General features: G+C 72.8%; 23 protein-coding genes and 1 pseudogene. 3 read left to right on the forward strand and 21 right to left on the reverse strand.

The window, feature by feature from the left end; translation table 11 throughout:
• Positions 1-72: 72 nt before the first annotated feature.
• The 21 genes from ABD946_RS16675 to ABD946_RS16770 form a co-directional block, all read right to left on the reverse strand.
• Complete coding sequence (locus ABD946_RS16675; protein WP_345284317.1) at positions 73-918, reverse strand: alpha/beta fold hydrolase; 846 nt, start codon at positions 916-918, stop codon at positions 73-75.
• The gene (locus ABD946_RS16680) at positions 905-1,159 is read right to left on the reverse strand and encodes an acyl carrier protein (protein WP_345284319.1); all 255 of its coding nucleotides are present in this window, start codon (positions 1,157-1,159) and stop codon (positions 905-907) included. Before ABD946_RS16680 ends, ABD946_RS16675 begins: the two co-directional genes overlap by 14 nt.
• A gap of 542 nt (positions 1,160-1,701) precedes the next feature.
• Positions 1,702-3,162: a glutamate synthase subunit beta gene (locus ABD946_RS16685; RefSeq protein WP_345284321.1), complete on the reverse strand. Its 1,461-nt coding sequence runs from the start codon at positions 3,160-3,162 to the stop codon at positions 1,702-1,704.
• Positions 3,155-7,738 carry a glutamate synthase large subunit gene (gltB, locus tag ABD946_RS16690; RefSeq protein ID WP_345284362.1) on the reverse strand — a complete coding sequence of 1,528 codons (4,584 nt, stop codon included), beginning with the start codon at positions 7,736-7,738 and terminating at the stop codon, positions 3,155-3,157. The genes ABD946_RS16685 and gltB overlap by 8 nt, the downstream gene beginning before the upstream one ends.
• A gap of 417 nt (positions 7,739-8,155) precedes the next feature.
• Entirely contained in the window at positions 8,156-8,857 is a 702-nt protein-coding gene (locus ABD946_RS16695; RefSeq protein ID WP_345284363.1) for a VIT1/CCC1 transporter family protein, read from the reverse strand.
• A 204-nt stretch (positions 8,858-9,061) separates the two neighbouring features.
• Positions 9,062-10,009, reverse strand: a complete 948-nt coding sequence (gene lgt, locus ABD946_RS16700) for a prolipoprotein diacylglyceryl transferase (RefSeq protein ID WP_345284323.1) — start codon at positions 10,007-10,009, stop codon at positions 9,062-9,064.
• Between the two features lie 71 nt (positions 10,010-10,080).
• Positions 10,081-10,902: a DsbA family protein gene (locus ABD946_RS16705; protein WP_345284325.1), complete on the reverse strand. Its 822-nt coding sequence runs from the start codon at positions 10,900-10,902 to the stop codon at positions 10,081-10,083.
• 82 nt (positions 10,903-10,984) lie between these two features.
• Positions 10,985-11,503, reverse strand: coding sequence for a MauE/DoxX family redox-associated membrane protein (locus ABD946_RS16710; protein ID WP_345284327.1), 519 nt, complete (start codon positions 11,501-11,503; stop codon positions 10,985-10,987).
• A gap of 151 nt (positions 11,504-11,654) precedes the next feature.
• Positions 11,655-11,909 (reverse strand): hypothetical protein, encoded by a 255-nt coding sequence (locus tag ABD946_RS16715; protein ID WP_345284329.1) that lies wholly within the window; start codon positions 11,907-11,909, stop codon positions 11,655-11,657.
• A gap of 369 nt (positions 11,910-12,278) precedes the next feature.
• Positions 12,279-13,085, reverse strand: a complete 807-nt coding sequence (gene trpA, locus ABD946_RS16720; RefSeq protein ID WP_345284331.1) for a tryptophan synthase subunit alpha — start codon at positions 13,083-13,085, stop codon at positions 12,279-12,281.
• A 2-nt stretch (positions 13,086-13,087) separates the two neighbouring features.
• Positions 13,088-14,335 (reverse strand): tryptophan synthase subunit beta, encoded by a 1,248-nt coding sequence (gene trpB / locus ABD946_RS16725; protein WP_345284333.1) that lies wholly within the window; start codon positions 14,333-14,335, stop codon positions 13,088-13,090.
• A gap of 60 nt (positions 14,336-14,395) precedes the next feature.
• Positions 14,396-14,539, reverse strand: coding sequence for a tryptophan biosynthesis modulator TrpM (gene trpM / locus ABD946_RS42735; protein ID WP_380148896.1), 144 nt, complete (start codon positions 14,537-14,539; stop codon positions 14,396-14,398).
• A gap of 7 nt (positions 14,540-14,546) precedes the next feature.
• A complete protein-coding gene (trpC, locus tag ABD946_RS16730) occupies positions 14,547-15,359 on the reverse strand; it encodes an indole-3-glycerol phosphate synthase TrpC (RefSeq protein WP_345284335.1) in 813 nt (270 codons plus the stop codon).
• Positions 15,360-15,574: 215 nt separating this feature from the next.
• Positions 15,575-16,024 (reverse strand): DUF2752 domain-containing protein, encoded by a 450-nt coding sequence (locus ABD946_RS16735; RefSeq protein WP_345284336.1) that lies wholly within the window; start codon positions 16,022-16,024, stop codon positions 15,575-15,577.
• Positions 16,025-16,140: 116 nt separating this feature from the next.
• Complete coding sequence (locus ABD946_RS16740) at positions 16,141-16,407, reverse strand: HGxxPAAW family protein (RefSeq protein WP_345284338.1); 267 nt, start codon at positions 16,405-16,407, stop codon at positions 16,141-16,143.
• 277 nt (positions 16,408-16,684) lie between these two features.
• Positions 16,685-17,311: a TIGR02234 family membrane protein gene (locus ABD946_RS16745; RefSeq protein WP_345284340.1), complete on the reverse strand. Its 627-nt coding sequence runs from the start codon at positions 17,309-17,311 to the stop codon at positions 16,685-16,687.
• Positions 17,312-17,354: 43 nt separating this feature from the next.
• A complete protein-coding gene (locus tag ABD946_RS16750) occupies positions 17,355-18,866 on the reverse strand; it encodes an anthranilate synthase component I (protein ID WP_345284342.1) in 1,512 nt (503 codons plus the stop codon).
• Between the two features lie 39 nt (positions 18,867-18,905).
• The gene (gene hisI, locus ABD946_RS16755) at positions 18,906-19,277 is read right to left on the reverse strand and encodes a phosphoribosyl-AMP cyclohydrolase (protein WP_345284344.1); all 372 of its coding nucleotides are present in this window, start codon (positions 19,275-19,277) and stop codon (positions 18,906-18,908) included.
• A gap of 70 nt (positions 19,278-19,347) precedes the next feature.
• Complete coding sequence (locus ABD946_RS16760; RefSeq protein ID WP_345284346.1) at positions 19,348-19,824, reverse strand: hypothetical protein; 477 nt, start codon at positions 19,822-19,824, stop codon at positions 19,348-19,350.
• 75 nt (positions 19,825-19,899) lie between these two features.
• Positions 19,900-20,589, reverse strand: a complete 690-nt coding sequence (locus ABD946_RS16765; protein WP_345284347.1) for a hypothetical protein — start codon at positions 20,587-20,589, stop codon at positions 19,900-19,902.
• Positions 20,590-20,709: 120 nt separating this feature from the next.
• Positions 20,710-21,663: a chymotrypsin family serine protease gene (locus ABD946_RS16770; protein ID WP_345284348.1), complete on the reverse strand. Its 954-nt coding sequence runs from the start codon at positions 21,661-21,663 to the stop codon at positions 20,710-20,712.
• Between the two features lie 418 nt (positions 21,664-22,081).
• Between ABD946_RS16770 and ABD946_RS16775 the strand changes: the two genes are divergently transcribed.
• From ABD946_RS16775 to ABD946_RS16785, 3 genes and pseudogenes are all read left to right on the forward strand, one after another.
• On the forward strand, positions 22,082-22,336 hold the full coding sequence (locus ABD946_RS16775) for a hypothetical protein (RefSeq protein ID WP_345284349.1): 255 nt from the start codon (positions 22,082-22,084) through the stop codon (positions 22,334-22,336).
• 110 nt (positions 22,337-22,446) lie between these two features.
• Positions 22,447-23,095 (forward strand): annotated as a pseudogene (locus tag ABD946_RS16780) (TIGR03085 family metal-binding protein).
• A gap of 675 nt (positions 23,096-23,770) precedes the next feature.
• Positions 23,771-23,974: a VOC family protein gene (locus ABD946_RS16785; RefSeq protein WP_345284365.1), complete on the forward strand. Its 204-nt coding sequence runs from the start codon at positions 23,771-23,773 to the stop codon at positions 23,972-23,974.
• Positions 23,975-24,080: the final 106 nt, after the last annotated feature.

Consider the following 24,080-nt stretch of genomic DNA (forward strand, 5'->3'; position numbering starts at 1 on the left):
GGGCTGGGGCGGGGCGGTTGCGCGGTCTGGTACGCGGAGCGGGGCCTCGGGTGGGCCGGAGCGGCCCGGCGCTCAGAGGTCGAGCAGGCGGGCGACGGCCCGGGCGGCGTCCGGTCGGGTGAGCATCGTGTAGTGGTCCCCGGGGACCACCGCCAGGCCGAGCCCGCGCGGGGCGAGCGGCTGCCAGCCGAGCGTCGGGTCCTCCGGGATCAGGCTCTGTTCGGCCTTGACCAGGACCAACGGGACGCTCGACGGCTCCGGCCGGTGCGGGGCGGTGAGCCGGTTGTTGCGCAACAGGCCGTCCACGTAGGTGTCGTAGAGCTTGCGCAGGCCGGGCAGAGGGGTGTCCGGCAGCAGGGCGCCGCTCGCGGTGGCGGCGTCCAGGACGAGGGGCAGGCCCTGGTCCGTCCCGAGGCCGGCCAGCGCCCCCGGGTCGATCGGCACCGGGCGGCCGCGCTTGGCCCCCAGGTACATGGCGAACCAGCCCAGCAGGAGCGGCGGTTCGAGTGCCTCGTCGGGCTGCTGGTACTCCTCGGTGGGCGCGATGCTGTCCAACAGGACCAACTGCTCCGGGCGCCGCTCGGCGGGCAGCAGCTCCACCATGGCCTGGGCCACCACGCCGCCGAACGACCAACCCAGCAAGGTGACTTGGCCGTCCCTCAGTTCGGCGGTCAGCCGCTCGGCGAGCGCCCCGACGGTGGTCTCGGCCCGGCCGCCGGTGAGGGCGGCCTCGCCGTACTCGGGCAGGGCGGAGAGGTCCAGCACGGTCAGCCCGGTCCCGTCCGGCAGGGCCTCGGCCAGGGTGTGGTGCACCTGGGCGGCCAGCGCCCCGGGGTGCACCAGGTGGACGGTGCGGCCGCCCGGTCCGGCCGGGCGCAGCGGCAGGACCAGGGCGGGCCCGCTTCTACGCGGCTGCACGCCGGCTGCACTCCTCCGCGATGTGGGCCGCCAGGTCCTTGATGGTCGGGTGGTACCAGAGGGTGGTGGTGCCGAGCTCGAAGCCGAGCCAGCTCTCCATCTCCCCGGCCAGGATCAGCGCCTCGGTGGAGTCCAGGTCCAGCTCGTCGAAGTACTGCTCCGGCGAGACCTGGTCCGGCGTGGATCCGAGCCGGTGGGCGATCTTCTCGATCAGCCAGTCTTGAGCCTCAACTGCCGTCACTTGAGCCACAGTTGGTCCTTCCTTCCGGCAACGGCCAGAAATGGACCGGTGCCGCTTTGACGTGTTTCGGATACGCTGGACCGCCCAATTGGGCCGGGCTGGTCCGGATGCGGTGACAGGACTCGGGCGTGGGGCACCGAAAGGAAGTGGCAGCGTGGGCCGTCGAATTCGAACCCGGCTCGCTCACCACTGCGGCCCATCACATCCGAAAGGAACCTGACATTCAACCGTCAACTAACTTGACCAGCCAGAATCTGACGGACCAGCAGGACTCCGTACGTCACATCGGGGGCGAACCCGGAAAGGGTACGGCGGTCATCGTCAGGTTCCCGTGCGCATCCAGCGAACGTACAGCTTCTACCTGTCATTAACCTGACGGAAACGCAAGAAACGGCGCCTGCTCCCCACTTGGTCGGGGAGGGAGCAGGCGCCGTAGGGACCGCATGAGCCCGGCGGCTCTGACGGGCAGGCGGTTAAAGCAGCCGAACCAAAGGCGTCCGGCGGTTTCTGGTGAGGGATTTGAAGGTGACCACCGGAAGTGGTCAGACCACCAGCGGGCGGTCGGTCGGGCGGATCGGGGCGGGCAGCGGGGTCTTGCCGCCCAGGTACTTGTCCACCGCGGCGGCGGCCGAACGGCCCTCCGCGATGGCCCAGACGATCAGCGACTGGCCGCGGCCGGCGTCGCCGCAGACGTACACGCCGTCCACGTTGGTGGCGAACTTGGCGTCCCGGTTCACGTTGCCCCGGGCGTCCAGCTCGACACCGAGCTGCTCGACCAGGCCGTTCTTCACGTCCGTACCCGTGAAGCCCATCGCCAGGGTGACCAGCTGGGCCGGGATGGCCCGCTCGGTGCCCGGCACCGGCTCGAACCGGCCGTCCTTGAACTCGACCTCCACCAGGTGGAGTTCGGCCACGTTCCCGTCCTCGTCGCCGGTGAAGTGGGTGGTGTTGACCGCGTAGACGCGCTCACCGCCCTCCTCGTGCGCGGAGGTGACCTTGTAGGTCATCGGCATGGTCGGCCAGGGCTGGCCGGCCGGCCGGTCGTCGCTGGGGCGCGGCATGATCTCCAGCTGGGTGACCGAGGCGGCCCCCTGGCGCAGCGCGGTGCCCAGGCAGTCGGCGCCGGTGTCACCGCCGCCGATCACGATGACGTGCTTGCCCTTGGCCGAGATGGGGGGCTCGACGAAGTCGCCCTCCTGCACCTTGTTGGCCAGCGGCAGGTACTCCATCGCCTGGTGGATGCCCTTCAACTCCCGCCCGGGGACGGGGAGGTCGCGGGCGGTGGTGGCACCGGCGGCGACCACCACGGCGTCGAAGCGCTCGCGCAGCTGCTGGCCGGTGATGTCCTCGCCGACGCTGACGCCGGTGCGGAAGCGGGTGCCCTCCGCGCGCATCTGCTCGATGCGGCGGTTGATGTGGCGCTTCTCCATCTTGAACTCGGGGATGCCGTACCGCAGCAGGCCGCCGATCCGGTCCGCGCGCTCGTACACCACCACGGTGTGGCCGGCCCGGGTGAGCTGCTGGGCCACGGCCAGACCGGCCGGGCCGGAACCGACCACGGCGACGGTCTTGCCCGACAGGCGCTCGGGGACCTGCGGGGTGACCCCGCCGTTGTCCCAGGCCTTGTCGATGATGGTGACCTCGACGTTCTTGATGGTCACCGCGTCCTGGTTGATGCCCAGGACACAGGCCGACTCGCACGGCGCGGGGCACAGCCGCCCGGTGAACTCCGGGAAGTTGTTGGTCGCGTGCAGGCGCTCGATGGCGCCCTTCCAGTCGTCCCGGAAGGCCAGGTCGTTCCACTCGGGGATGAGGTTCCCGAGCGGGCAGCCGTTGTGGCAGAACGGGATGCCGCAGTCCATGCAGCGGCCGGCCTGCTTGGTGATGATCGGCAGGAGGCTGCGCTCGACGTAGACCTCGTTCCAGTCCCGCAGACGGACGTCCACGGGACGGCGCTCGGCCAGCTGCTTGGGCGTGGTCAGGAAGCCCTTGGGGTCAGCCATGTGCCGCCTCCATCATCTTGCGAGTGGTCTCGGCCTCGGAGAGGCCATCGCGCTCAGCGGCGTCCTTGGCGGCGAGCACAGCCTTGTAGTCGGTCGGCATGATCTTGGAGAAGCGGGAGACCCCGCTGCCCCAGTCAGCCAGGAGCTCGGCGGCGACGGTGGAGCCGGTCTCCTCGTAGTGCTGCTGGACGGTCTCGCGCAGCCACTCGCGGTCGTCGGCCGAGGGGGCCTCGATGCCCACCATGCCGTCGTTCACGTTGGCCGGGCGCAGGTCCAGCACGTAGGCGATGCCACCGGACATGCCCGCCGCCAGGTTGCGGCCGGTCTCGCCCAGGATGACGACCCGCCCGCCGGTCATGTACTCCAGGCCGTGGTCGCCCACGCCCTCGACCACCAGGGTGGCACCGGAGTTGCGGACGGCGAAGCGCTCGCCGGCCTTGCCGCGCAGGTGGATCCGGCCCGAGGTGGCGCCGTAGCCGATGGTGTTGCCCGCGATCACGTGGTTCTGGGCGTCGGCGCCGATGGCGGCCGCGTCCCGCGCCGGGCGGACGATGACCACGCCGCCGGAGAGGCCCTTGCCCACGTAGTCGTTGGCGTCGCCCTCCAGACGGAGCGTCACGCCCTTGGGCACGAAGGCGCCGAAGGACTGGCCGGCCGAACCGGTGAGGGTCACGTCGATGGTGCCCTCGGGCAGGCCCTCGCCCCGGTAACGCTTCGTCACCTGGTGGCCGAGCATGGTGCCGACCGTCCGGTTGACGTTGCGGACCGGGAGCTGGATGCGGACCGAGTCGCCGCGCTCCAGCGCGTCCTCGGCGAGCGCGATCAGCTGGTTGTCCAGCGCCTTGTCCAGCGCGTGGTCCTGCGTGGTGGTGCAGTGCAGGGCCGCGCCCTCGGGCAGCTCGGGCACGTGGAACAGCGGGGCCAGGTCGAGACCGGCCGCCTTCCAGTGGGTGATCGCGTCGGCGGCGTCGATGTGCTCGGCGTGGCCGACCGCCTCCTCGATGGAGCGGAAGCCCAGCTCGGCCAGGATCTCCCGGACCTCCTCCGCGATGAACTCGAAGAAGTTCACCACGAACTCGGGCTTGCCGGAGAAGCGCTCGCGCAGCACCGGGTTCTGGGTGGCGACGCCGACCGGGCAGGTGTCCAGGTGGCAGACCCGCATCATGATGCAGCCGGAGACCACCAGCGGGGCGGTGGCGAAGCCGAACTCCTCGGCGCCCAGCAGGGCGGCGATGACCACGTCGCGGCCGGTCTTGAGCTGACCGTCCGTCTGGACCACGATCCGGTCGCGCAGCCCGTTCAGCAGCAGGGTCTGCTGGGTCTCGGCCAGGCCGAGCTCCCAGGGACCGCCCGCGTGCTTGAGCGAGGTGAGCGGCGAGGCGCCGGTGCCGCCGTCGTGGCCGGAGACCAGCACCACGTCCGCGTGCGCCTTGGAGACGCCCGCCGCGACGGTGCCGACGCCGACCTCGGAGACCAGCTTCACGTGGATGCGGGCGTCCGGGTTGGCGTTCTTGAGGTCGTGGATCAGCTGAGCCAGGTCCTCGATGGAGTAGATGTCGTGGTGCGGCGGCGGCGAGATCAGACCGACGCCCGGGGTGGAGTGCCGGGTCCGGGCCACCCACGGGTAGACCTTGTGGCCGGGCAGCTGGCCGCCCTCGCCGGGCTTGGCGCCCTGGGCCATCTTGATCTGGATGTCGTCCGCGTTCACCAGGTACTCGGAGGTGACGCCGAAGCGGCCGGAGGCGACCTGCTTGATCGCCGAGCGGCGCTCCGGGTCGTACAGGCGCTCCGGGTCCTCGCCGCCCTCACCGGTGTTGGACTTGCCGCCGAGGCGGTTCATCGCGATGGCCAGCGTCTCGTGCGCCTCCATCGAGATGGAGCCGTACGACATGGCGCCGGTGGAGAAGCGCTTGACGATCTCGGAGACCGGCTCGACCTCGTCGACGGAGATCGGCGCACGGCCCTTGGCGTCGAACTTGAACAGGCCGCGCAGCGTCATCAGGCGCTCGGACTGGGAGTTCACCCGCTCGGTGTACTGCTTGAAGATGTCGTAGCGGCGCGAGCGGGTCGAGTGCTGCAGCCGGAAGACGGTGTCCGGGTCGAACAGGTGCGGCTCGCCCTCGCGGCGCCACTGGTACTCGCCGCCGATCTCCAGCGCGCGGTGCGCGGCGGAGATGCCGGAGGCCGGGTACGCCTTGGCGTGGCGCGCGGCCACCTCCTTGGCGACCTCGGCCAGGCCGATGCCGCCGAGCTTGGTGGTGGTGCCCGCGAAGTAGGCGTCCACGGTGGCCTGGTCGAGGCCGATGGCCTCGAAGACCTGGGCGCCGCGGTAGGAGGCGACGGTGGAGATGCCCATCTTGGACATCACCTTCAGGACGCCCTTGCCGAGCGCCTTGATCAGGTTCTTGATCGCCTTCTCGGGCTCGATGCCCTGGATGAAGACGCCCTGCTCGACCAGGTCCTCGACCGACTCCATGGCCAGGTACGGGTTGACCGCGCCGGCGCCGTAGCCGATCAGCAGCGCGACGTGGTGCACCTCGCGGACGTCACCGGCCTCGACCAGCAGCGACACCTGGGTGCGCTGCTTGGTGCGGATCAGGTGGTGGTGCACCGCGGAGGTGAGCAGCAGCGAGGGGATCGGCGCGTGCTCGGCGTCGGAGTGACGGTCCGACAGCAGGATGATCCGGGCACCGTCGGCGATCGCCGCGTCGGCCTCGGCCGCGATGGCCGCGAGCCGGGCGGCCAGCGCCTCGCCGCCGCCGGCGACCTTGTAGAGGCCCGACAGCGTGACGGCCTTGAGGCCCGGCTGGTCGCCGTCCTGGTTGACGTGGGTCAGCTTGGCCAGCTCGTCGTTGTCGATCACCGGGAAGGTGATGCCGATCGAGCGGCAGTGCGCGGAGGTGGTGGAGAGCAGGTTGCCCTCCGGCCCGAGGTTGGACAGCAGCGAGGTGACGAGCTCCTCGCGGATGGCGTCCAGCGGCGGGTTGGTGACCTGCGCGAAGAGCTGCACGAAGTAGTCGAAGAGCAGCCGGGGCTTCTCGGACAGCGCCGCGATCGGGCTGTCGGTGCCCATCGAGCCGAGCGCCTCGCCGCCGGTCTTGGCCATCGGGGCCAGGATGACCCGCAGCTCCTCCTCGGTGTAGCCGAAGGTCTGCTGACGGCGCGTCACCGAGGCGTGGGTGTGGTGGATGTGCTCGCGCTCGGGCAGCGCCTTGAGCTCGATCTGCCCGGCGGCCACCCACTCCTGGTACGGGTGCTCGTCGGCCAGCGCGGACTTGATCTCCTCGTCCTCGACGATCCGGCCCTCGGCGGTGTCGATGAGGAACATCTTGCCCGGCTGCAGGCGGCCCTTGCGGGTCACCTTCTCCTGGTCGATGTCGAGCACGCCGACCTCGGAGGAGAGCACCACGAGGCCGTCCTCGGTGACCCAGTACCGGGCCGGGCGCAGGCCGTTGCGGTCCAGGACCGCGCCGATCTGGGTGCCGTCGGTGAAGGTCACGCAGGCCGGGCCGTCCCAGGGCTCCATCAGGTTGGAGTGGTACTGGTAGAAGGCGCGGCGGGCCGGCTCCATGGTGGCGTGGTTCTCCCACGCCTCCGGGATCATCATCAGCACCGAGTGCGGCAGCGAGCGGCCGCCCAGGTGGAGCAGCTCCAGGACCTCGTCGAAGGAGGCCGAGTCGGAGTGGTCCGGGGTGCAGATCGGGAAGATCCGGTTCAGGTCGCCCGGGATCAGGTCGGTGGCCAGCTGGGACTCACGGGCCGTCATCCAGTTCCGGTTGCCCTTGACGGTGTTGATCTCACCGTTGTGGGCGACGAAGCGGTACGGGTGGGCCAGCGGCCAGCTCGGGAAGGTGTTCGTGGAGAACCGCGAGTGCACCAGGCCGATGGCGGAGGCGAAGAGCCGGTCCGACAGGTCGGGGAAGAAGGGCTCCAGCTGACCGGTGGTCAGCATGCCCTTGTAGACGATGGTCCGGGCGGAGAGCGAGGGGAAGTACACCCCGGCCTCGCGCTCGGCGCGCTTGCGGACGACGAAGGCGACCCGGTCCAGCGCGATCCCGCTCTTGCCCTCGCCGGTGACGAAGAGCTGGCGGAAGCGCGGCATCACCGAACGGGCGGTGGCGCCGAGCAGGTCGGGGGTGACCGGCACCTCGCGCCAGCCGAGGACGGTCAGGTCCTCCTCGGCGGCGATGGCCTCGATCTGCGCGACGGCGGCCGCGTCGGCGGCGTCCTCGTCCGGCAGGAAGGCGATGCCGACGGCGTAGGAGCCGGCCTCGGGGAGCTCGAAGGAGACCTTGGAGCGCAGGAACGCGTCCGGCACCTGGGTCAGGATGCCCGCGCCGTCACCGGAGTCCGGCTCGGCGCCGGTGGCGCCTCGGTGCTCCAGGTTGCGCAGGACGGTCAGCGCCTGGTCGACGATCGTGTGGTCGGCGATGCCGGTCAGCGTGGCGACGAAACCGACGCCGCAGGCGTCGTGCTCGTTACGCGGGTCGTACAGGCCCTGAGCAGTGGGTCGCGCATCCGGAACGAGCGCGTAAGGCCGCGCGGCGGCCTGACCGGGCTCGTTGGCGGAGTGCATGGATGCAGACAGCATCGGCTCTCCCGTCGTCGTCTCTGGCAAGTGCTTGGTGCAGTAGGGACGACGTTGGCCCTCATGCGATTTCGTGCAGGTTACATGATGTCGGACTGACCGGACAGTGGGATTTCTCGTCCACAGTGCGGACAGTCCGCCCTGGTCAGGGCGCTCAACCTGACGTATCGGGGACGGGCCGGAGGCGTGCTCTCGGCCGCGTGCCCCCACCAGTGTGCCCCCTGCCCCCGAGGACGAAACAGGGGCGTAATTCCCTGTCCACATGTCGAGAACGGGTGCCCTGCGAATCCTGCGTCGATCGGCGAGCGCGGCATGAGATTCTGCGGCCGGACCACGGCTCGGCCGGGATCTGCGCAGGTCGGCCCGCAGAACCATGTGTGCAATGTCATAACCATGCTCGCCCGGTCAGCCGATCTGGCCGCCGATCAGCGCGCCCAGCCCGAAGGTCACGGCCGCCGCGGCACCGCCCAGCACCAGCTGGCGCAGGCCGCTGAACCACCAGGTGCGGGCCGTCACCCGGGCCACCACCGCGCCGCACAGGAACAGGCCGATCAGCGAGAGCACCAGGGCCGGGGCCAGCGAGGTGGCGCCCAGCAGGTAGGGCAGCAGCGGGAGCAGCGCGCCGGCCGCGAAGCAGAGGAAGGAGGAGACCGCCGCCACCATCGGGGAGGGCAGGTCGGTCGGGTCCACCCCGAGCTCCTCGCGGGCGTGCACCTCCAGCGCCTGCTCCGGGTCGGCGGAGAGCTGCCGGGCCACCTCCTTGGCCAGCTCGGGCTCCACCCCGCGCGAGACGTAGAGCTCGGCCAGCTCGGCCAGCTCGCCCTGCGGGTTGCGGCGCAGCTCCAGCCGCTCGGCCTCGATCTCGGCCTCGACCAGCTCGCGCTGGGAGGCCACCGAGGTGTACTCCCCCGCCGCCATCGAGCAGGCCCCGGCGGCCAGGCCGGCCAGCCCGGTGATGATCACCGTGCCCGGCGAGGCGGCGCCGCCGACCACACCGGTCATCAGCGCGAAGTTGGACACCAGGCCGTCCATGGCGCCGAAGACCGCCGGACGCAGCCAGCCGCCGTTGACGTCCCGGTGGTGCCCCTCGGCCGGGATGCGCGGCATCGGGTTCTCCTCGGCGATCGGCTCGGCAATGGTCGCGGCCATGGCGAATAGCCCCCCTCAGGAAGGTGGTTGCGGTCTTCTCGTGACGATTTGAAAGGTAGTCCGATGTATCGGGGCTTTCCAGCAAAGTAAGGCTTCCCGAACACGACTTCGGCCGCCCTGCACCAAGCGGTGCGGGCGGCCGAGGAGTTGGGGAGTCGCAGGTCAGGCCTTGGTGCCGGGCTCCGGTCGGTCCGATTCGGCGGGGGCCTCGGCCGGCGTCTCGGCGGGGGTCTGGTCGCCGGTGGCGGACTCCGGTGCGGACACCGTCAGTTCGCCCACGTTCGAGGCCGGGTCGATGCTGTCCGGAGCCTCCCGGCCGGGGCGCAGCCTGCCGACCACCACCAGGTAGACGATCGCGGCGACGAAGGTGAGGATCGCGGTCCACTCGTTCAGGCGCAGGCCCAGGAAGTGGTGCGCCTCGTCGATCCGCATCCCCTCGATCCAGAAGCGGCCGACGCTGTACGCGGCGACGTAGATCGCGAAGGCCCGGCCGTGGCCGAGGGTGAAGCGCTTGTCCGCCCAGATCACCAGCAGCGCGACGCCGACGCACCAGAGCGACTCGTAGAGGAAGGTCGGGTGGAAGACCCCGTCCACCACGGTGCCGTCCGCCTCGACCTTGTGGATCTCCAGGCCCCACGGCAGGTCGGTGGCCCGGCCGTACAGCTCCTGGTTGAACCAGTTGCCCCAGCGACCGCAGGCCTGGGCCAGCGCGATGCCCGGGGCGATCGCGTCGGCGTAGGCGGGCAGCGGCACGCCCCGGCGGCGGGCGCCGATCCAGGCGCCGACGGCACCGAAGGCGATCGCGCCCCAGATTCCGAGGCCGCCCTCCCAGATCTTCAGGGCGTCGACCGGGTTCCGGTCCTCCCCGAAGTACAGCTGGTTGTCGGTGATCACGTGGTAGAGGCGGCCGCCCACCAGGCCGAACGGCACCGCCCAGACGGCGATGTCCCCGACGGTGTGCTTGGCGCCGCCCCTGGCGACCCAGCGCTTGCTGCCGAGCCAGACGGCCACGACGACACCGATGATGATGCAGAACGCGTAGGCGCGCAGCGGGACCGGCCCCAGGTAGAGGACGCCCCGCGACGGGCTCGGAATGTATGCGAGATCCATGGCAGGGTCGACGCTACCCGACCCCGCCCGGCACTCCTGCACCGCGCGGGGTCACAGCTTCCGAACGTTCGCTACTGGGCCGGCGAGGCGGGCGCGGAGGCCACCGTGCCGAGCTGCTTGCCGGCGTTGGCCTCGTCCACCCACTTCACCAGGTTCTCCGGGGAGATCTGCTCGCCGGCCGCGTTCTTCGGGTAGACCGGCTGGCCGTTGAGCAGCACCGTCGGGGTCGACTTGTAGCTGGACTTGTCGAAGTCCTGCTGCACCGCCGAAACCCAGTCCGCGTACTTGTTGTCGTTGACGCAGCTCTCGAAGGCCGGCGAGTCCAGGCCCGGCACCTGCTTGGCCAGGTCGATCAGGGTCGACTTGGTGCCGAAGGTGTCGGCGGTCTCCTCGGGCTGGTTCTTGTAGAGCACGTCGTGGTAGGCGCGGAACTTGCCCGCGTCCTGCGCGCAGCCGAGCGCGTTGGCCCCGTACTTGGAGCCCTTGCCCCCGAGCGAGCGGTCGATGAAGGAGACGATGTGGTAGTTCCCCTGGAGCTTCCCGGCGTCCTCCAACTGGTCGACCGTGGAGGCGAATTCACGCTCGAAGATGCCGCAGGCGGGGCACCGCGGGTCCTCGTAGACGGTGAGCGTCGAGGGGGCGTTGGACGGGCCGTCCGGGATGACCAGGTTCTTCTCGCCGATCGTCCCGGCCGGGTGGGCGACGGGGGTGTCCGGCTTGTCGCGCTGGTTCTGCACCACCACGCCGATCACCACGCCGACCGCGATCACGGCCAGCACCGCGCCGCCGATGACCAGCTTCTTCTTGCGCTTGTCCCGGGCCTCCTCCGCAGCCCGCTCCTCCAGCATCCGCTCGCGGGCGGTGCGCTTGCCTTCTCGGTTCTTCTCGCTCATGTCTCGGTACGTCCAAGGTGGGGGCCGGGTGGGCGGGGAAAGTCGTCGGGAGTCCGTCAGGTCCGGGGCGGGCGCGGGCCGTTCAGGCGTTGAGCCAGGCGTCGGCCGAGAGCTTGGTCCTCGGCCGCCAGACCAGCCAGGCGGCCAGCAGCAGGAAGCCGGTGTCGCGCGCGATCTCCTGCGCGTACTCGGTCTTCGAGGAGTCGACCGCACCGCCGCCGCCGAAGCAGCCGCAGTCGATCGAGATGCCCCGGGCCCACGCGGAGGCGATCCCGGCGATGAAGGCGAGCAGCAGCAGGGCCGAGACCGCCGCGACGATCCGGGTGCCCAGACCGATCAACAGCAGCAGGGCGAGCGTCACTTCGAGGAACGGCAGCCCGTAGCCGACCGGCTTGACCAGGGACTCGGGCAGGATCTCGTACGCCCGCACCGCCTGGGCGGCCTCCGCCGGATCGGCGATCTTCGCCAGCCCGGCCCAGGCCCAGACCACCGCCAGGCCGAGCCGGACCACCAGCCCGAACCACTCACCGGGCGGACCGTCCACCGCCCTGCGCAGGGCGGACCCGCCGCCCGGACGCTCGGCGGTCTGCTCACTGGCCATCGGGTGTCCTCCCCCATCGGTGCGTCGTGACGTGGCTGCCGCTCACGCTTCCTGATGAACCGTAGGGGATGAATGGCGGTTACTCCACATTCGCACCTTAAGCCGAATGAGTGATGGAATAGTGCGTATGTCCGATCTCACTGACGGTGGGTCAGCGCAGCTGGCGGCAGCGCAGCCGCTCGGCCGCCGACCCCAGCGGGGGCCGGCCCTCCGGCTGCGAGCGCCCGGCCCGGGCCGCCGAGTCCGCGCTGGCCAACTGCCCGCAGCGGTACGCCTCGTGCTCGGCCCGCTCCACCCCGCGCCGGGCCATCGCCGGACCGACGGTCGCCTCCGCCCCCATCGCGACGCCGAGCACCAGGGCGGCGACCGCCGCCCTGAGCAGGACGGCGCGCTGGAAACAGGGCACTGGATGGACTCCTTCGGTCGGGAACGGTCCGTACCGCACACGAACTCGTCCCTCCACTCAACGCCGGTCAATCCCCCCCGATGCGTCGGAGCCGGGTACTTCACCCGGACGGGGCAGCCCGCCGGAGTGTCGTCCCTGACGCGGCAATGGCGGAGCGCCCCGCAGGGGCGCGAGGAACTGCGCGCAGGGGAACGGCACCACGTGCAACTGGCTCGCCTGCCCCGATCTAGCGCTGGGCCGCCTTCCGTACTCGCGCAGTTCCCCGCGCCCCTGCGGGGCGCTCCCGAGCGTGGCGCGGCCCGGGATGACGAAGGCCCGTGCGCCCCCCGGAGGGGGTTCGCACGGGCCTCGGTCGGGCGGCGGGTGGCGTCAGCGCTTGCGGACGCCCTCGGCCAGCTCGGCGGCGAGCGAGCGGACCGCGTCCAGCGCGGCCGGCTCGCCGTCCGCGTCCAGGATGCGCTGGACGAAGGCGGAGCCGACGATCACGCCGTCGGCGAAGCCGGCCACCTCGGCGGCCTGGGTCGCGTTGGAGACCCCTAGGCCGACGCAGACCGGCAGCTCGGTGGTGGCCCGGGTCCGGGCGACCAGGTCCTCGGCCATCGAGCCGACGGCGGCCCGGGTGCCCGTCACGCCCATCACCGCGGCGGCGTAGACGAAGCCGGAGCCGGCCGCCGTGACCTCGGCCAGCCGGGCGTCCTTGCTGCTCGGCGCGACCACGAACACGGTGTCCAGACCGTGCTCGGCCGCGGCCGAGCGCCACTCGCCGGACTCCTCCACCGGCAGGTCGGGCAGGATGCAGCCCGCTCCCCCGGCGGCCGCCAGGTCGGCCGCGAAGCGGGCCACGCCGTAGCGCTCGACCGGGTTCCAGTACGTCATCACCAGGACCGCGGCCTCCGGGTGGGCGTCGGCCACCTCGGCGACGGTGCGGATCACGTCCTTGATCTTCACGCCACCGCGCAGCGCGATGTCGTCGGCGGTCTGGATGACCGCGCCGTCCAGCACCGGGTCGGAGTGCGGCAGGCCGATCTCGACCACGTCGCAGCCGCCCTCGATCAGCGCCTTCACGGCGGCGATCCCGCCGTCCACGGTCGGGAAGCCGGCCGGGAGGTAGCCGATCAGGGCCGCGCGGTCCTCCGCCTTGGCGGCGGCCAGCACGGAGCTCAACTTCGAAGCCATGATCACTTGCCCCCGTTGCTGTCGTTCTGCGCGGCGTCGTACAGGCCGAAGTACTCGGCGGCGGTGTGCATGTCCTTGTCGCCGCGGCCGGAGAGCGAGACCAGGATGGTCGCCTCCGGGCCCAGCTCGCGCCCGAGCTTGAGCGCCCCGGCGAGCGCGTGGGCGCTCTCGATGGCCGGGATGATCCCCTCGGTGCGGGACAGCAGGCGCAGCGCCTGCATCGCCTCGTCGTCGGTCACCGGACGGTACTCGGCCCGGCCGGTGTCCTTCAGCCAGGCGTGCTCCGGGCCGACGCCCGGGTAGTCCAGGCCGGCCGAGATCGAGTGCGACTCGATGGTCTGGCCGTCCTCGTCCTGCAGCACGTAGGTGCGGGAGCCGTGCAGCACGCCCGGGTCGCCCTTGGTCAGGGTGGCCGCGTGCTTCTCGGTGTCCACGCCCTCGCCGGCCGCCTCGCAGCCGATCAGCCGGACGCCCGCGTCCGGGATGAACTCGTGGAAGATGCCCATCGCGTTGGAGCCGCCGCCGACGCAGGCGACCACGGCGTCCGGGAGCCTGCCGGTGCGCTCCAGCACCTGCTCGCGGGCCTCCACGCCGATCACCCGGTGGAAGTCCCGGACCATGGCCGGGAAGGGGTGCGGCCCGGCGACCGTGCCGAACAGGTAGTGGGTGTCGTCGACGTTGGCCACCCAGTCGCGGAAGGCCTCGTTGATGGCGTCCTTGAGGGTGCGGCTGCCGGACTTCACGGCCACCACCTCGGCGCCGAGCATCCGCATCCGGGCCACGTTCAGCGCCTGGCGCTGGGTGTCGACCTCGCCCATGTAGATGGTGCAGTCGAAGCCGAACAGCGCGCAGGCGGTGGCGGTGGCCACGCCGTGCTGGCCGGCGCCGGTCTCGGCGATGATCCGGGTCTTGCCCATCCGGCGGGTGAGCAGGGCCTGGCCCAGCACGTTGTTGATCTTGTGCGAGCCGGTGTGGTTGAGGTCCTCGCGCTTGAGCAGGATCCGCGCCCCGCCGGCCTCGGCGGAGAACCGGTGCACGTCGGTGAGCGGGCTCGGGCGGCCGGTGTAGTCCTTCAGCAGCCCGTCCAGCTCGGCCGCGAAGGCCGGGTCGGCCTTGGCCTTCTCGTACTCCTCGGCGACCTGCTCGACGGCGGCGACCAGCGCCTCCGGGATGAAGCGGCCGCCGTACGCCCCGAAGTACCCCCGGGCGTCGGGGACCTGGGTGCCTGGCAGGTAGTCCTTTTCGGACATGGCAGTTACGTCCTCGTGAATCGGTGAAGTGGCGTGCATGGCATGCGTGCTGACGGAACGTCAGCCGTGCGTGCGTCGCCATCGCCGACCGGGGACCTGCCCCGGCTCACAACCGATCACGTACCGGACCCGCCGCCCCAGCACCCGGCGCGCGGGCGCGCGGCAACCGCGCGGCCGGCAGCCGGGAGCGAGGCGGGCGTTCATCTGCGGGTCAGCCCCGTCCGTTGTTGCGCAGCGCCGGGTGGGCACCGGCGGCGACCAGGTCGGCCACGGCCGCCTTCGGGTCCCGGCCGGTCACCAGCGACTCGCCGACCAGCACCGCGTCCGCGCCGAGGTTGGCGTAGGCGATCAGGTCGTGCGGGCCGCGCACGCCGGACTCGGCCACCTTCACGATGTGCGCCGGGATGGCGTCCACCACGTTGCCGAAGGTGTTCCGGTCCACCTCGAGGGTCCTGAGGTTGCGGGCGTTGACGCCGATGATCTTCGCGCCGGCGTCCACCGCGCGCGCGATCTCCTCCTCGTCGTGCACCTCGACCAGCGGGGTGAGCCCGATCGACTCGGCGCGCTCGATGAGCGACACCAGGGCCGGCTGGTCCAGGGCCGCCACGATCAGCAGCGCGAGGTCGGCGCCGTGGGCGCGGGCCTCCCAGAGCTGGTAGGCGGTGACGATGAAGTCCTTGCGCAGCAGCGGGGTGTCCACCGCCGCCCGGACGGCGTCCAGGTCGGCCAGCGAACCGCCGAAGCGGCGCTGCTCGGTCAGCACGCTGATCGCGGCGGCACCGCCGGCCGCGTAGTCGAGCGCCAGGGCGGCCGGGTCGGCGATCGCCGCCAGGGCCCCCTTGGACGGGCTGGAGCGCTTGACCTCGCAGATCACCCGGACGCCGTCGCCGCGCAGCGCGGCCACTCCGTCCTTGGCGTCGGGGGCCTTCGCGGCCAGCTCCTTGAGCTGGTCCAGGGAGACCCGGGACTGCCGCTCGGCGAGGTCCTCACGGACCCCGTCGATGATCTCGTCGAGCACACTCACGCGGGCGCCCCCATCATTCCGCCGGGCACATGCCCGGCTCGTCGGGTGTTTCACCGCGGGCGGCGGACCACGTCCTGCTCCGTCCTGCTGAACGGCGCGGAACTTCCGGCCCCCGTCGGCTCCTCGATGGTATCGGGCGCGGGGGGCGCGAACCGCATCCGCCCGGCGCGCGTCTCGCGGAGCGGACCCGGCCGTACGCCGTCGCGTGGGCTCCGTCAGAGCACCGGGGGCGCCAGCCCGGCCCCGACCGGGAGGTTGCGGTAGACCATGAAGACCGCCAGCACCAGCAGCAGGAGCACCGTCTGCGGCAGCCCGAACCGGACCTTCGGCGCCCGCCCACCGGTCAGCGCGGCCCAGAGCCAGCCGCTCCACAGCACCCCGACGACCATCGCCAGCACCACCACCAGCAGGTTGTCGTGCGCGGCGGTGGCCAGGTCCCCGTGGGCCAGCGCGTGCACCGCTCGCAGGCCCCCGCAGCCCGGGCACCACCAGCCGGTGGCGGCCAGCACCGGGCAGACGGGGTAGTGGCCCGGGGCGTTCGGGTCGACCGCGGCCACGTAGACGGTGGGAACGGCCACCGCCACCAGCGCCAGCAGCGGACGGACCGTCCGGCGCGCCCGGGAGGGCGGGGCGGCGGCGGGCTTCGGCTGCGGGGCGGCGGTCACAGGGCCGATTCTGCCCCCGGGGCCGGGGCGCATCCCTCAGCCGGCGGTGCGTGTCATGCGAACGGGAGCGGTGGGGCGCTCCGCGCGCCCCACCGCTCCCGTTCGTCGACCGTGGATCAGACGCCCGCGGCGGCCTTGGCGGCCAGCTCGCGACGGGCGAGGGTCTCCTCCGGGGTGGCGAAGTACGGGCTGGGCTGCTTGCCCATGCCGGCCATCGACATCGCCTTGCCGACGACACCGCCGAGCAGGACCACGCCCAGGCCCACCCAGAAGAGCCAGACGGCGGGGATGATCATCGCAACGCCGCTGACCGTGAAGCCGATGAAGGCGATGGTCGAGCCGGTCCAGGCGGCGGGGGTGTGGCCGTGCGCGGTTGCCGACATCTGATGGTGCTCCTTGAATCTGCGGGGCCCGGCCGGACTGCGGGCGCCCGTCGGGTTGACTCGTCCATTGTGCCGGGCCCACACACCCGACCCCAAGCGGGGGTCCGCCGCGGTCACCCCGGGGGCCGAAGGCCCAGGGGCGCGAGGAACTGCGCGAGTACGGAAGGCGGCCCAGGGTGAGATCGGGGCACGTCAGCCAGTTGCACGTACTGCCGTTCCCCTGCGCGCAGTTCCTCGCGCCCCTGGAGGCCCCTGCGGGGCCCCGGGTCGACCACCGCTACGCCGTCGGGTCCTCGCCGCGGTCGAGGGCCTGCCAGATGTCCGCGGGGGTGCCCGCACCCTTCGGCTTCGGCGCCGCCTTCCGGGCCGGGGCCTCGTACCGGGCACCCATGGCCGGCCAGGACCGGCCGTGACGCACCGTCAGGGCGCCCGCCACCGCAAGCAGCAGTCCGCCGGCGAAGGCGACCCAGGGCCAGGCGGTGTGGCTCACCTGCTCGGCCGAGGCGCTCACCAGGGCCAGCTTCTTGGCCGCCGCCGAGTGCAGCGCGGCACCGTCGGTGGCGCCCAGCACCGCGGCCACCGCCGCACCGAGCCCGGCCAGCGTCAGCAGCGCGCCCACCACCAGCTTGCCGACCCCGCGCACCGCGAACACCGCCACCGCCGAGGCCAGCCCGACCAGCGCCAGCCCGCCCGGCAGGCCCGACACCGCGCTCCCGGTCGCCGACACCTCCAGCTGACCCCCGGCCGTCCCCTCGGCCCACACCCGGCTCACCGCGGTCAGCACCAGCACCGCCCCCAGCACCGTGCACCCCAGCATCACCCCGAGCATCCGCCGCCCCTTCGGGCTCGGAGCAGCGGTCTCGACGGGTTCGGCGGTACGGGGCGAAGGCAGCTCGGTGGTCACCCGTCCACTATCCCCGAGCCGTACACCGACGGTTCACCGGGGGTCAGCCGGAGGCCTTCAGCGTGTTGGCGGTGGCGACGGCGCGCAGGACGGCGGCGGCCTTGTTGCGGCACTCGGTGTCCTCGGCGTGCGGGTCGGAGTCGGCGACCACGCCGGCGCCGGCCTGGACGTAGGCGGTGCCGGAGCGCAGGAGGGCGGTGCGGATGGCGATGGCGGTGTCGGAGTCGCCGGCGAAGTCGAGGTAGCCGACGCAGCCGCCGTAGAGGCCGCGGCGGGTGGGTTCGAGCTCCTCGATGATCCGCATGGCGCGCGGCTTGGGGGCGCCGGAGAGGGTGCCGGCCGGGAAGCAGGCGGTGAGCACGTCGAAGGCGGTGCGGCCGGGGGCGACCTTGCCGGTGACGGTGGAGACGATGTGCATCACGTGGCTGTACTTCTCGATCGACATGAAGTCGACCACCTCGACGCTGCCCGGCTCGCAGACCCGGCCCAGGTCGTTGCGGCCCAGGTCGACCAGCATCAGGTGCTCGGCCCGCTCCTTCGGGTCGGCCAGCAGCTCGGCCGCCAGCTCGGCGTCCTCGTGCGGGGTGGCGCCCCGGTGCCGGGTGCCGGCGATCGGGTGCAGCATCGCCTGACCGTCCGTCACCTTGACCAGCGCCTCGGGGCTGGAGCCGACCACGTCGAAGCCGCCCTCGGCGGTGCCGTCCGGGCCGGGGAAGCGGAACAGGTACATGTACGGGCTGGGGTTGGTGGTGCGCAGCACCCGGTAGACGTCCAAGGCCCTTGCGGCGCAGGGCACTTCGAAGCGCTGCGAGGGCACCACCTGGAAGGCCTCGCCGGCCCGGATGCGCTCCTTGACCTCCTCGACGGCGGCCCGGTAGGGCGCCCCGCCGAACGGCGAGTGCGGCTCCACGGCGGTCGGGGTGAAGGTGGCCAGGCCCGGGTCGACCGGGCGGGCCAGGTCGGCCTGCATGGCGTCCAGGCGGGCCACCGCGTCCGCGTACGCCTCGTCCACGCCCGAGGCCAGGTCGTTGTGGTTGACCGCGTTGGCGATCAGCACCACCGAGCCGTCGGCGTGGTCCAGCACCGCGAGGTCGGTGGCCAGCAGCATGGTCAGCTCGGGGAGCCGGAGGTCGTCCGGGGTGAGGTTGGGCAGCTTCTCCAGCCGCCGCACCACGTCGTAGCCGAGGTAGCCGACCAGGCCGCCGGTGAGCGGCGGCAGGCCGTCGTCGTCGTGGCGCGGGGTGTGCAGCGCCTCCAGGGTGGAGCGCAGCACCGCGAGCGGGTCGCCGGTGGTGGGGATGCCGACCGGCGGGGTGCCGTGCCAACGGGCGTTGCCGTCCCGGTCGGCGGTGAGGGTGGCGGCGCTGCGGACCCCGACGAAGGAGTAGCGCGACCAGTTGCCCTGCTCGGCCGACTCCAGCAGGAAGGTGCCCGGTCGCTCCCCGGCCAGGCTGCGGTAGAGCCCGATCGGGGTGAGGCCGTCCGCGAGGAGCCGACGGGAGACCGGGATGACCCGGGTGTCCACTGCGAGTTTGCGGAAGGTCTCGAGATCCATGGGGCTGGGCACCGTTCGGTCGAAGGGGAGGTCAGCGGTTCAGGAGAGCGGGAGCACGTCGGCGTCGAAGCAGGTGCGGGCGCCGGTGTGGCAGGCCGCGCCGGTCTGGTCGACCTTCACCAGCAGGGTGTCCCCGTCGCAGTCCAGGGCGACCGACTTGACCGCCTGGACGTGGCCGGAGGTGTCGCCCTTCACCCAGTACTCGCTGCGGCTGCGGCTCCAGTAGGTGCAGCGGCCGGTGGTGAGGGTGCGGTGCAGCGCCTCGTCGTCCATCCAACCGAGCATCAACACCTCGCCGGTGTCGTACTGCTGGGCGACGGCGGGCAGCAGGCCGTCGGCGGTCCGCTTCAGCCGGGCGGCGATCGCCGGGTCGAGCGCGGTGCTGCCGGGGGCGGCGGGAGTGATCGACATGGGGCCCATTGTGGCAGCTCGGCCCCGCTCCCCCGGCCCTCGTCCGGGCACCGGGCACCCCGCGCCCGGCTCATCCCGCTGACGGGCTCTCACATCCGGCCGGCCAGACCACCTCCACGTACAACCCGGCCGCCCTGGCCGCCGCGACCAGCTCGGCCGGGGCACCGGGGGTGACGCCGTCCCAGACCGCGACCAGCTCGTCGATCATCCCGACCATCGCCCGGCAGGTGTCGTCGCCGAGGCCGCCGTACTGCTCGGGCGCCAGGCGGTGCACCGCGTTGGCCTGGTTGAGCAGGGAGCGGACGGTGGAGCGGGCGGGCCCGGCGAAGGCGCCCGCCTGGGCCGTGGATGCGGACAGGACGACCTCCAGCTTGCCGCCGTGGTCCAGCACGGACTGGGCGAACCAGCTCTCTGGCCCCTGGCCCAGGCAGCTGACGCCGATCAGGTCGTGCGGGGTGTGCGAGGTGACGAGGCGCCAGAGCTCGCCCCGGACCAGCATCTCGCTGAGGTCGGAGAGACCCTCGTGACCGACGATGCCTACGCGCATGAGTTGACCCCTTGGGTGAGGGTCGTGCCGCAGGCAGGGTACCCGTGCGGGGCGGCGTCCCGGCGGGGCGGGGCCTCAGTACAGGGTGATCCGGATGCGGCGGGCCGGGCGGTCCAGCCAGGGGCCGAAGACGTTGTTGGCCAGGAAGGCGCCGGCGGCGCTCAGCAGGGCGACCACCACGGGGAGGGTGGGGGCCTCCATCAGCAGGTAGAGCGGGGACTCGGGGATGACCAGGCCCCAGACCGCGAAGGAGAAGGCGGCCATGAAGGTCTCCGCGACGGGGCCCCGGCGGTCCCGGCCGGGAGGCTTCTTGACGGGGGTCTCCACGGCGGCCGGAGCCGCGGCCGCCCCGACGGCCGGGACGAGGGCGGACGCGCCGGCGGGGCCGTCCACCCCGGGCGGCTTCTGCGGCGGGGCCGTGACGGGCGGCTCGGCCGCGGGTTCCTGTCCCTGCTCCGCGGGCGGCGCCTTGTCGAGCGAGTACGCGAGCGGCACGGCCATGACCGTCGCCAGCACGCAGCCGCCGTAGAGCCACCACCGCAGCGGGAGGTAGCTGTCCTGGGCGTCGGCCGCCAGCACGCTGGTGAGCACGCCGAGCACGGTGGTGTAGAGCGCCACCACCTCCACCGGGACGGTGTTGAGCAACGAGCTGAGATCGGTGGCCTTCTCCTGGGGCTCCGCGGCCTCGCCACCGCCGCCCTGCTGCCCCTGGGCCGGCTGGGCCGGCCGGACCGCGACGGCCTTCGCTCCCGGCGGGCCGAGCACGGCAGCGCGGCCGCCCTGGTGCGGATGTGGGCCCCCTTGGCGATGCTGCGGATGGTGCTCATCGGATCCTCCGGGTGGATTCGCGGATCCCGTCGCCGAGGCCGACGGGACCGGGTGGTGTCAGAGGAGGACGTCCGGCCCGTCCTGGTGGGCGAGGCAGGCGCGCAGGTCCTGGACGTAGCAGTGGTCGAAGGCGTGCGGCGCGGTCACCGTGCCGCCGACGAGGTGGCCCAGCAGACGGCCCCGGTACGGGCCGGAGTCGACCATCGCGAGGCTGCCGGAGTCGCCGTACCCGAGCGGTTCCGAGGTGACGACCTGCCAGAGCGTCAGCCACTGCCGGTCGGCGTCGCCGAGCTGTTCGAGGGCGCCGGTGACGGTGCCCCGGCAGCGGCCGGAGCGGCCGCCGTAGACGGAGACGGCGAGCGGCCCGTACGGCGGGCCGGGTGCGGGCAGCGGGCCGGCGTGGGTGACGGTGGCGGTGTCGTCCGGCGGGGCGATCCGGACCACCGCGTAGTCGTAGCCGCCGATCGGCCCGAGGCCCAACGGGTCGTTCCAGCGCACCACTTGGCCGCTCACCCAGCCGACCGGAGCGCCCCGTCCGGTGGCCGCGACCTCGACCCGGCCACCGCTGCCGGAGACCAGGTGCCCGGCCGTCAGGAAGGCCGGGGCGCCCAGGTGGGTGCAGGTCAGGCCGACGGTGCCCCGGCCACCGGGCGGGGCCACCACCTGGTCGGTCGGGTCGATCCGGGCGGCCGGGACCGGACGGCCCGTCACGTCGAACCGCGTTCCGGGCGCGAGCTCCCAGCCGGCCAGCAGGTCCGTCACCGGCGAGCCCTCGCTCCGGAGGTCCTCCCAGCGGTACCGGCCCGGTCCGGTCGGCCCGGCCTCGGCCGCGTTCACCACCACCAGCGGAGAGCCCCAGCGGCCGTCGGCCCCGGGTGCGCTGCCGACGCCCCAGACCAGCGGCTGCCGGAGGGGTTCGGTGCGCCCGAGGGCCGACCGCAGCAGGGCCAGCAGCCGGCGCGTCTCGACGCGTAAGCGCTGCGTCCGCGGATCCGTGGGCTCCCACCACATGGGGTGCCTCCCGTGGCTCGTCCTCCCTCCATGCTGCTGCCGCCCGCCGGGCTCCGCGCGGCCTGGGCCGGCTCCGGGAACGGGCTGACGGGACGGGGGGCGGGCGGACAGAATGTGGGCTCCGGAGAGTCGAGGGGGTCTGGGATGAGGCGGCGTCGGGTGGTGGCCACGGTGGTGGCCGTGCTGGTGCTGGTCGTGGGGGCCGTGGTGCTGTTCTGGCCGGAGCCGGCGAGGAAGCCGGCGGCCGCCCCGCCGCCGAGCCCGAGCGCCTCGCCCAGCCCCTCGCCGACCCGGGAGCGGCCGCCCTACCCGTTCTTCTGGCCGGGCGAGTGCTTCGACCACCCGCAGCTCAGCAAGGTGATCACGCTGCCCGAAACTGCGCCCCTGCGAGGCCCCGCACGACGGCGAGGGGGTGGCCGTGGTCAAGCTCCCGGAGGGCCTCGCGGACGACGCCGACATCGCCCGGGCGCTGCGCCAGCTCTGCGAACCCGCGGCCGCCGAGTGGCAGGCACGGCAGCCCTCCGGCGGCCCGTACTACGGCTACCCGATCGGGCCGTCCGTGAAGCACTACGCCCAGGGCCACCGCGACGCCTCCTGCACCCTCTCGGCCAGCAACAGCCAGCAGGGCCGCAAGCTCACCGGCCACCTCGCCGGCTCGACCGCCGCCCCCTGACCACGAACGGCACGGCCCGGTGCTGGTCCGCCTTCCTTCCGGGCAGTTCCTCGCCCCCTGGGGGTCACCACGACGGCGCCCCCGGTCGCCGGTCCGTCTAAGGTGGCCGCATGACGAGCTTTGCGCGCGGGGAGCGGGAGCGGCTATGGCCCGATCTGCTGCGGCGAGCGGCGGGGCCGGAGGCGCCGACGCTCTGCGTCGGGTGGACCACGCGGGACCTGGCGGCCCATCTGGTCCTGCGGGGAGCGGCGGTTGGACGCGGCGGCCCGGCATCCGGGATCGGGCCGCTGGCGGGGTGGGACGGCGCGGGTGCAGGAGCGCTACCGGGCCCGCCCGTACGAGGAGTTGCTGCGGCTGGTGCGCACCGGCCCGGGGTTCTCGCCGTTCGCGCTGCCCGGGGTGGACGAGGCGGCCAACCTGGTCGAGTACTACGTGCACGCCGAGGACGTCCGCCGGGCCGGGCCCGGGGTGGAAGCCGGAGCCGGTCGCCCCGTCGATGGCCGAACTGCTCTGGAAGCGGCTGCCGATGCTGGTCCGGCTGGAGGCAGGGCGGCGGCTGCCCGTTGCTGCTGGTGCTGCGGCGCCCGGACGGCCGGTCGGTGGGCGGTCGGCCGGCAGGGCGGACCGGCGGTCGAGGTGCGGGGCGAGCCGGGCGAGTTGGTGCTGTACGCCTTCGGGCGCGGCGAACGGGCGGCGGTCGAGGTCGCCGGGGAGCGCGAAGCGATGGAGGCGCTCCGGGTGGTCCTGCCGTTCGGGTGACGGGCCGTCAGGCCCGACGCGCGGTTTGTCGGTGGGCGGTGGCAGGCTGGGCGGGTCCGACCCGACCCGTCCTCCTCGAGGGAGCTCTCCGCCATGCTCAGCACCGACTTCCGGACCGGTTCGCCGAACTGGCTGGACCTGGGCAGCCCCGACACCGCGGCGGCCGCCGCCTTCTACGGGGCGGTGTTCGGCTGGTCCCTTCGAATCGGCCGGGTACGAGGCCGGCGGGCTACGGCTTCTTCCGGCACGACGGGAGGAACGGTCGCCGCGCTCGGCCCGCTCCACCGAGGAGGGCGCGCACTCCGCCTGGACGGTGTACTTCCACACGCCCGACGCGGACGGCACCGCGAAAGGCGGTCGAGCAGGCCGGTGGGACCGTCCGGGTCTCCCCCGACGACATCCCCGGGGCGGGCCCGGCTGGCGGCGTTCACCGATCCGGCGGGCGGTCAGTTCGCTGTCTGGCAGCCGGGCGGGATCGCCGGCCTGGAGAGGCCACCACCGTCCCGGGCAGCTTCTGCTGGGCCGAGCTGCACACACCCGACCCGACGGGCGCGCGGGGCTTCTACGGCGCGCTCTTCGGCTGGCGCTACGAGCAGGTCGAGGTGCCCGGGATGACGTACACCGTGCTCTCCACCGCCGAGGGCGAGGGACCAGCAGCGCGCCTCCTTCGGCGGCATCGCCCCGGCCCAGCCCGGCCACGACGAGGCCGGCTGGCTCCCCTACTTCGAGGTCACCGACCCGGACGCGACCATCGAGCGCGCGACGGCCCACGGCGGCGCCGTGCTGCTCCCGGCATGGACGCCCCCGGCATCGGGCCGGATGGCCTGGCTCACCGATCCGTTCGGCGCCCGCTTCGCCATCATCCGCAGCGAGGCCTGACGGCCGGTCAGCACGAGGGGCCCGGGCGGGCGGCACGACGGGGACACGGCGCAGGCGCCGGGAGAACGGGCGGGGAAGGCGGTGCGGGCCACCGGCGCCGGGCGGA

The organism is Kitasatospora albolonga (genome assembly GCF_039535905.1).
Classification (GTDB): Bacteria; Actinomycetota; Actinomycetes; order Streptomycetales; family Streptomycetaceae; genus Kitasatospora; species Kitasatospora albolonga.

Bases quoted from the DNA above. Each gene is read 5' to 3' on its own strand.
- ABD946_RS16685 (WP_345284321.1), bottom strand. From the start codon at position 3,162: ATGGCTGACCCCAAGGGCTTCCTGACCACGCCCAAGCAGCTGGCCGAG.
- gltB (WP_345284362.1), bottom strand. From the start codon at position 7,738: ATGCACTCCGCCAACGAGCCCGGTCAGGCCGCCGCGCGGCCTTACGCG.
- ABD946_RS16695 (WP_345284363.1), bottom strand. From the start codon at position 8,857: ATGCCGCGCATCCCGGCCGAGGGGCACCACCGGGACGTCAACGGCGGC.
- lgt (WP_345284323.1), bottom strand. From the start codon at position 10,009: ATGGATCTCGCATACATTCCGAGCCCGTCGCGGGGCGTCCTCTACCTG.
- ABD946_RS16705 (WP_345284325.1), bottom strand. From the start codon at position 10,902: ATGAGCGAGAAGAACCGAGAAGGCAAGCGCACCGCCCGCGAGCGGATG.
- ABD946_RS16710 (WP_345284327.1), bottom strand. From the start codon at position 11,503: ATGGCCAGTGAGCAGACCGCCGAGCGTCCGGGCGGCGGGTCCGCCCTG.
- trpA (WP_345284331.1), bottom strand. From the start codon at position 13,085: ATGGCTTCGAAGTTGAGCTCCGTGCTGGCCGCCGCCAAGGCGGAGGAC.
- trpB (WP_345284333.1), bottom strand. From the start codon at position 14,335: ATGTCCGAAAAGGACTACCTGCCAGGCACCCAGGTCCCCGACGCCCGG.
- trpM (WP_380148896.1), bottom strand. From the start codon at position 14,539: ATGAACGCCCGCCTCGCTCCCGGCTGCCGGCCGCGCGGTTGCCGCGCG.
- ABD946_RS16740 (WP_345284338.1), bottom strand. From the start codon at position 16,407: ATGTCGGCAACCGCGCACGGCCACACCCCCGCCGCCTGGACCGGCTCG.
- ABD946_RS16750 (WP_345284342.1), bottom strand. From the start codon at position 18,866: ATGGATCTCGAGACCTTCCGCAAACTCGCAGTGGACACCCGGGTCATC.
- hisI (WP_345284344.1), bottom strand. From the start codon at position 19,277: ATGTCGATCACTCCCGCCGCCCCCGGCAGCACCGCGCTCGACCCGGCG.
- ABD946_RS16760 (WP_345284346.1), bottom strand. From the start codon at position 19,824: ATGCGCGTAGGCATCGTCGGTCACGAGGGTCTCTCCGACCTCAGCGAG.
- ABD946_RS16770 (WP_345284348.1), bottom strand. From the start codon at position 21,663: ATGTGGTGGGAGCCCACGGATCCGCGGACGCAGCGCTTACGCGTCGAG.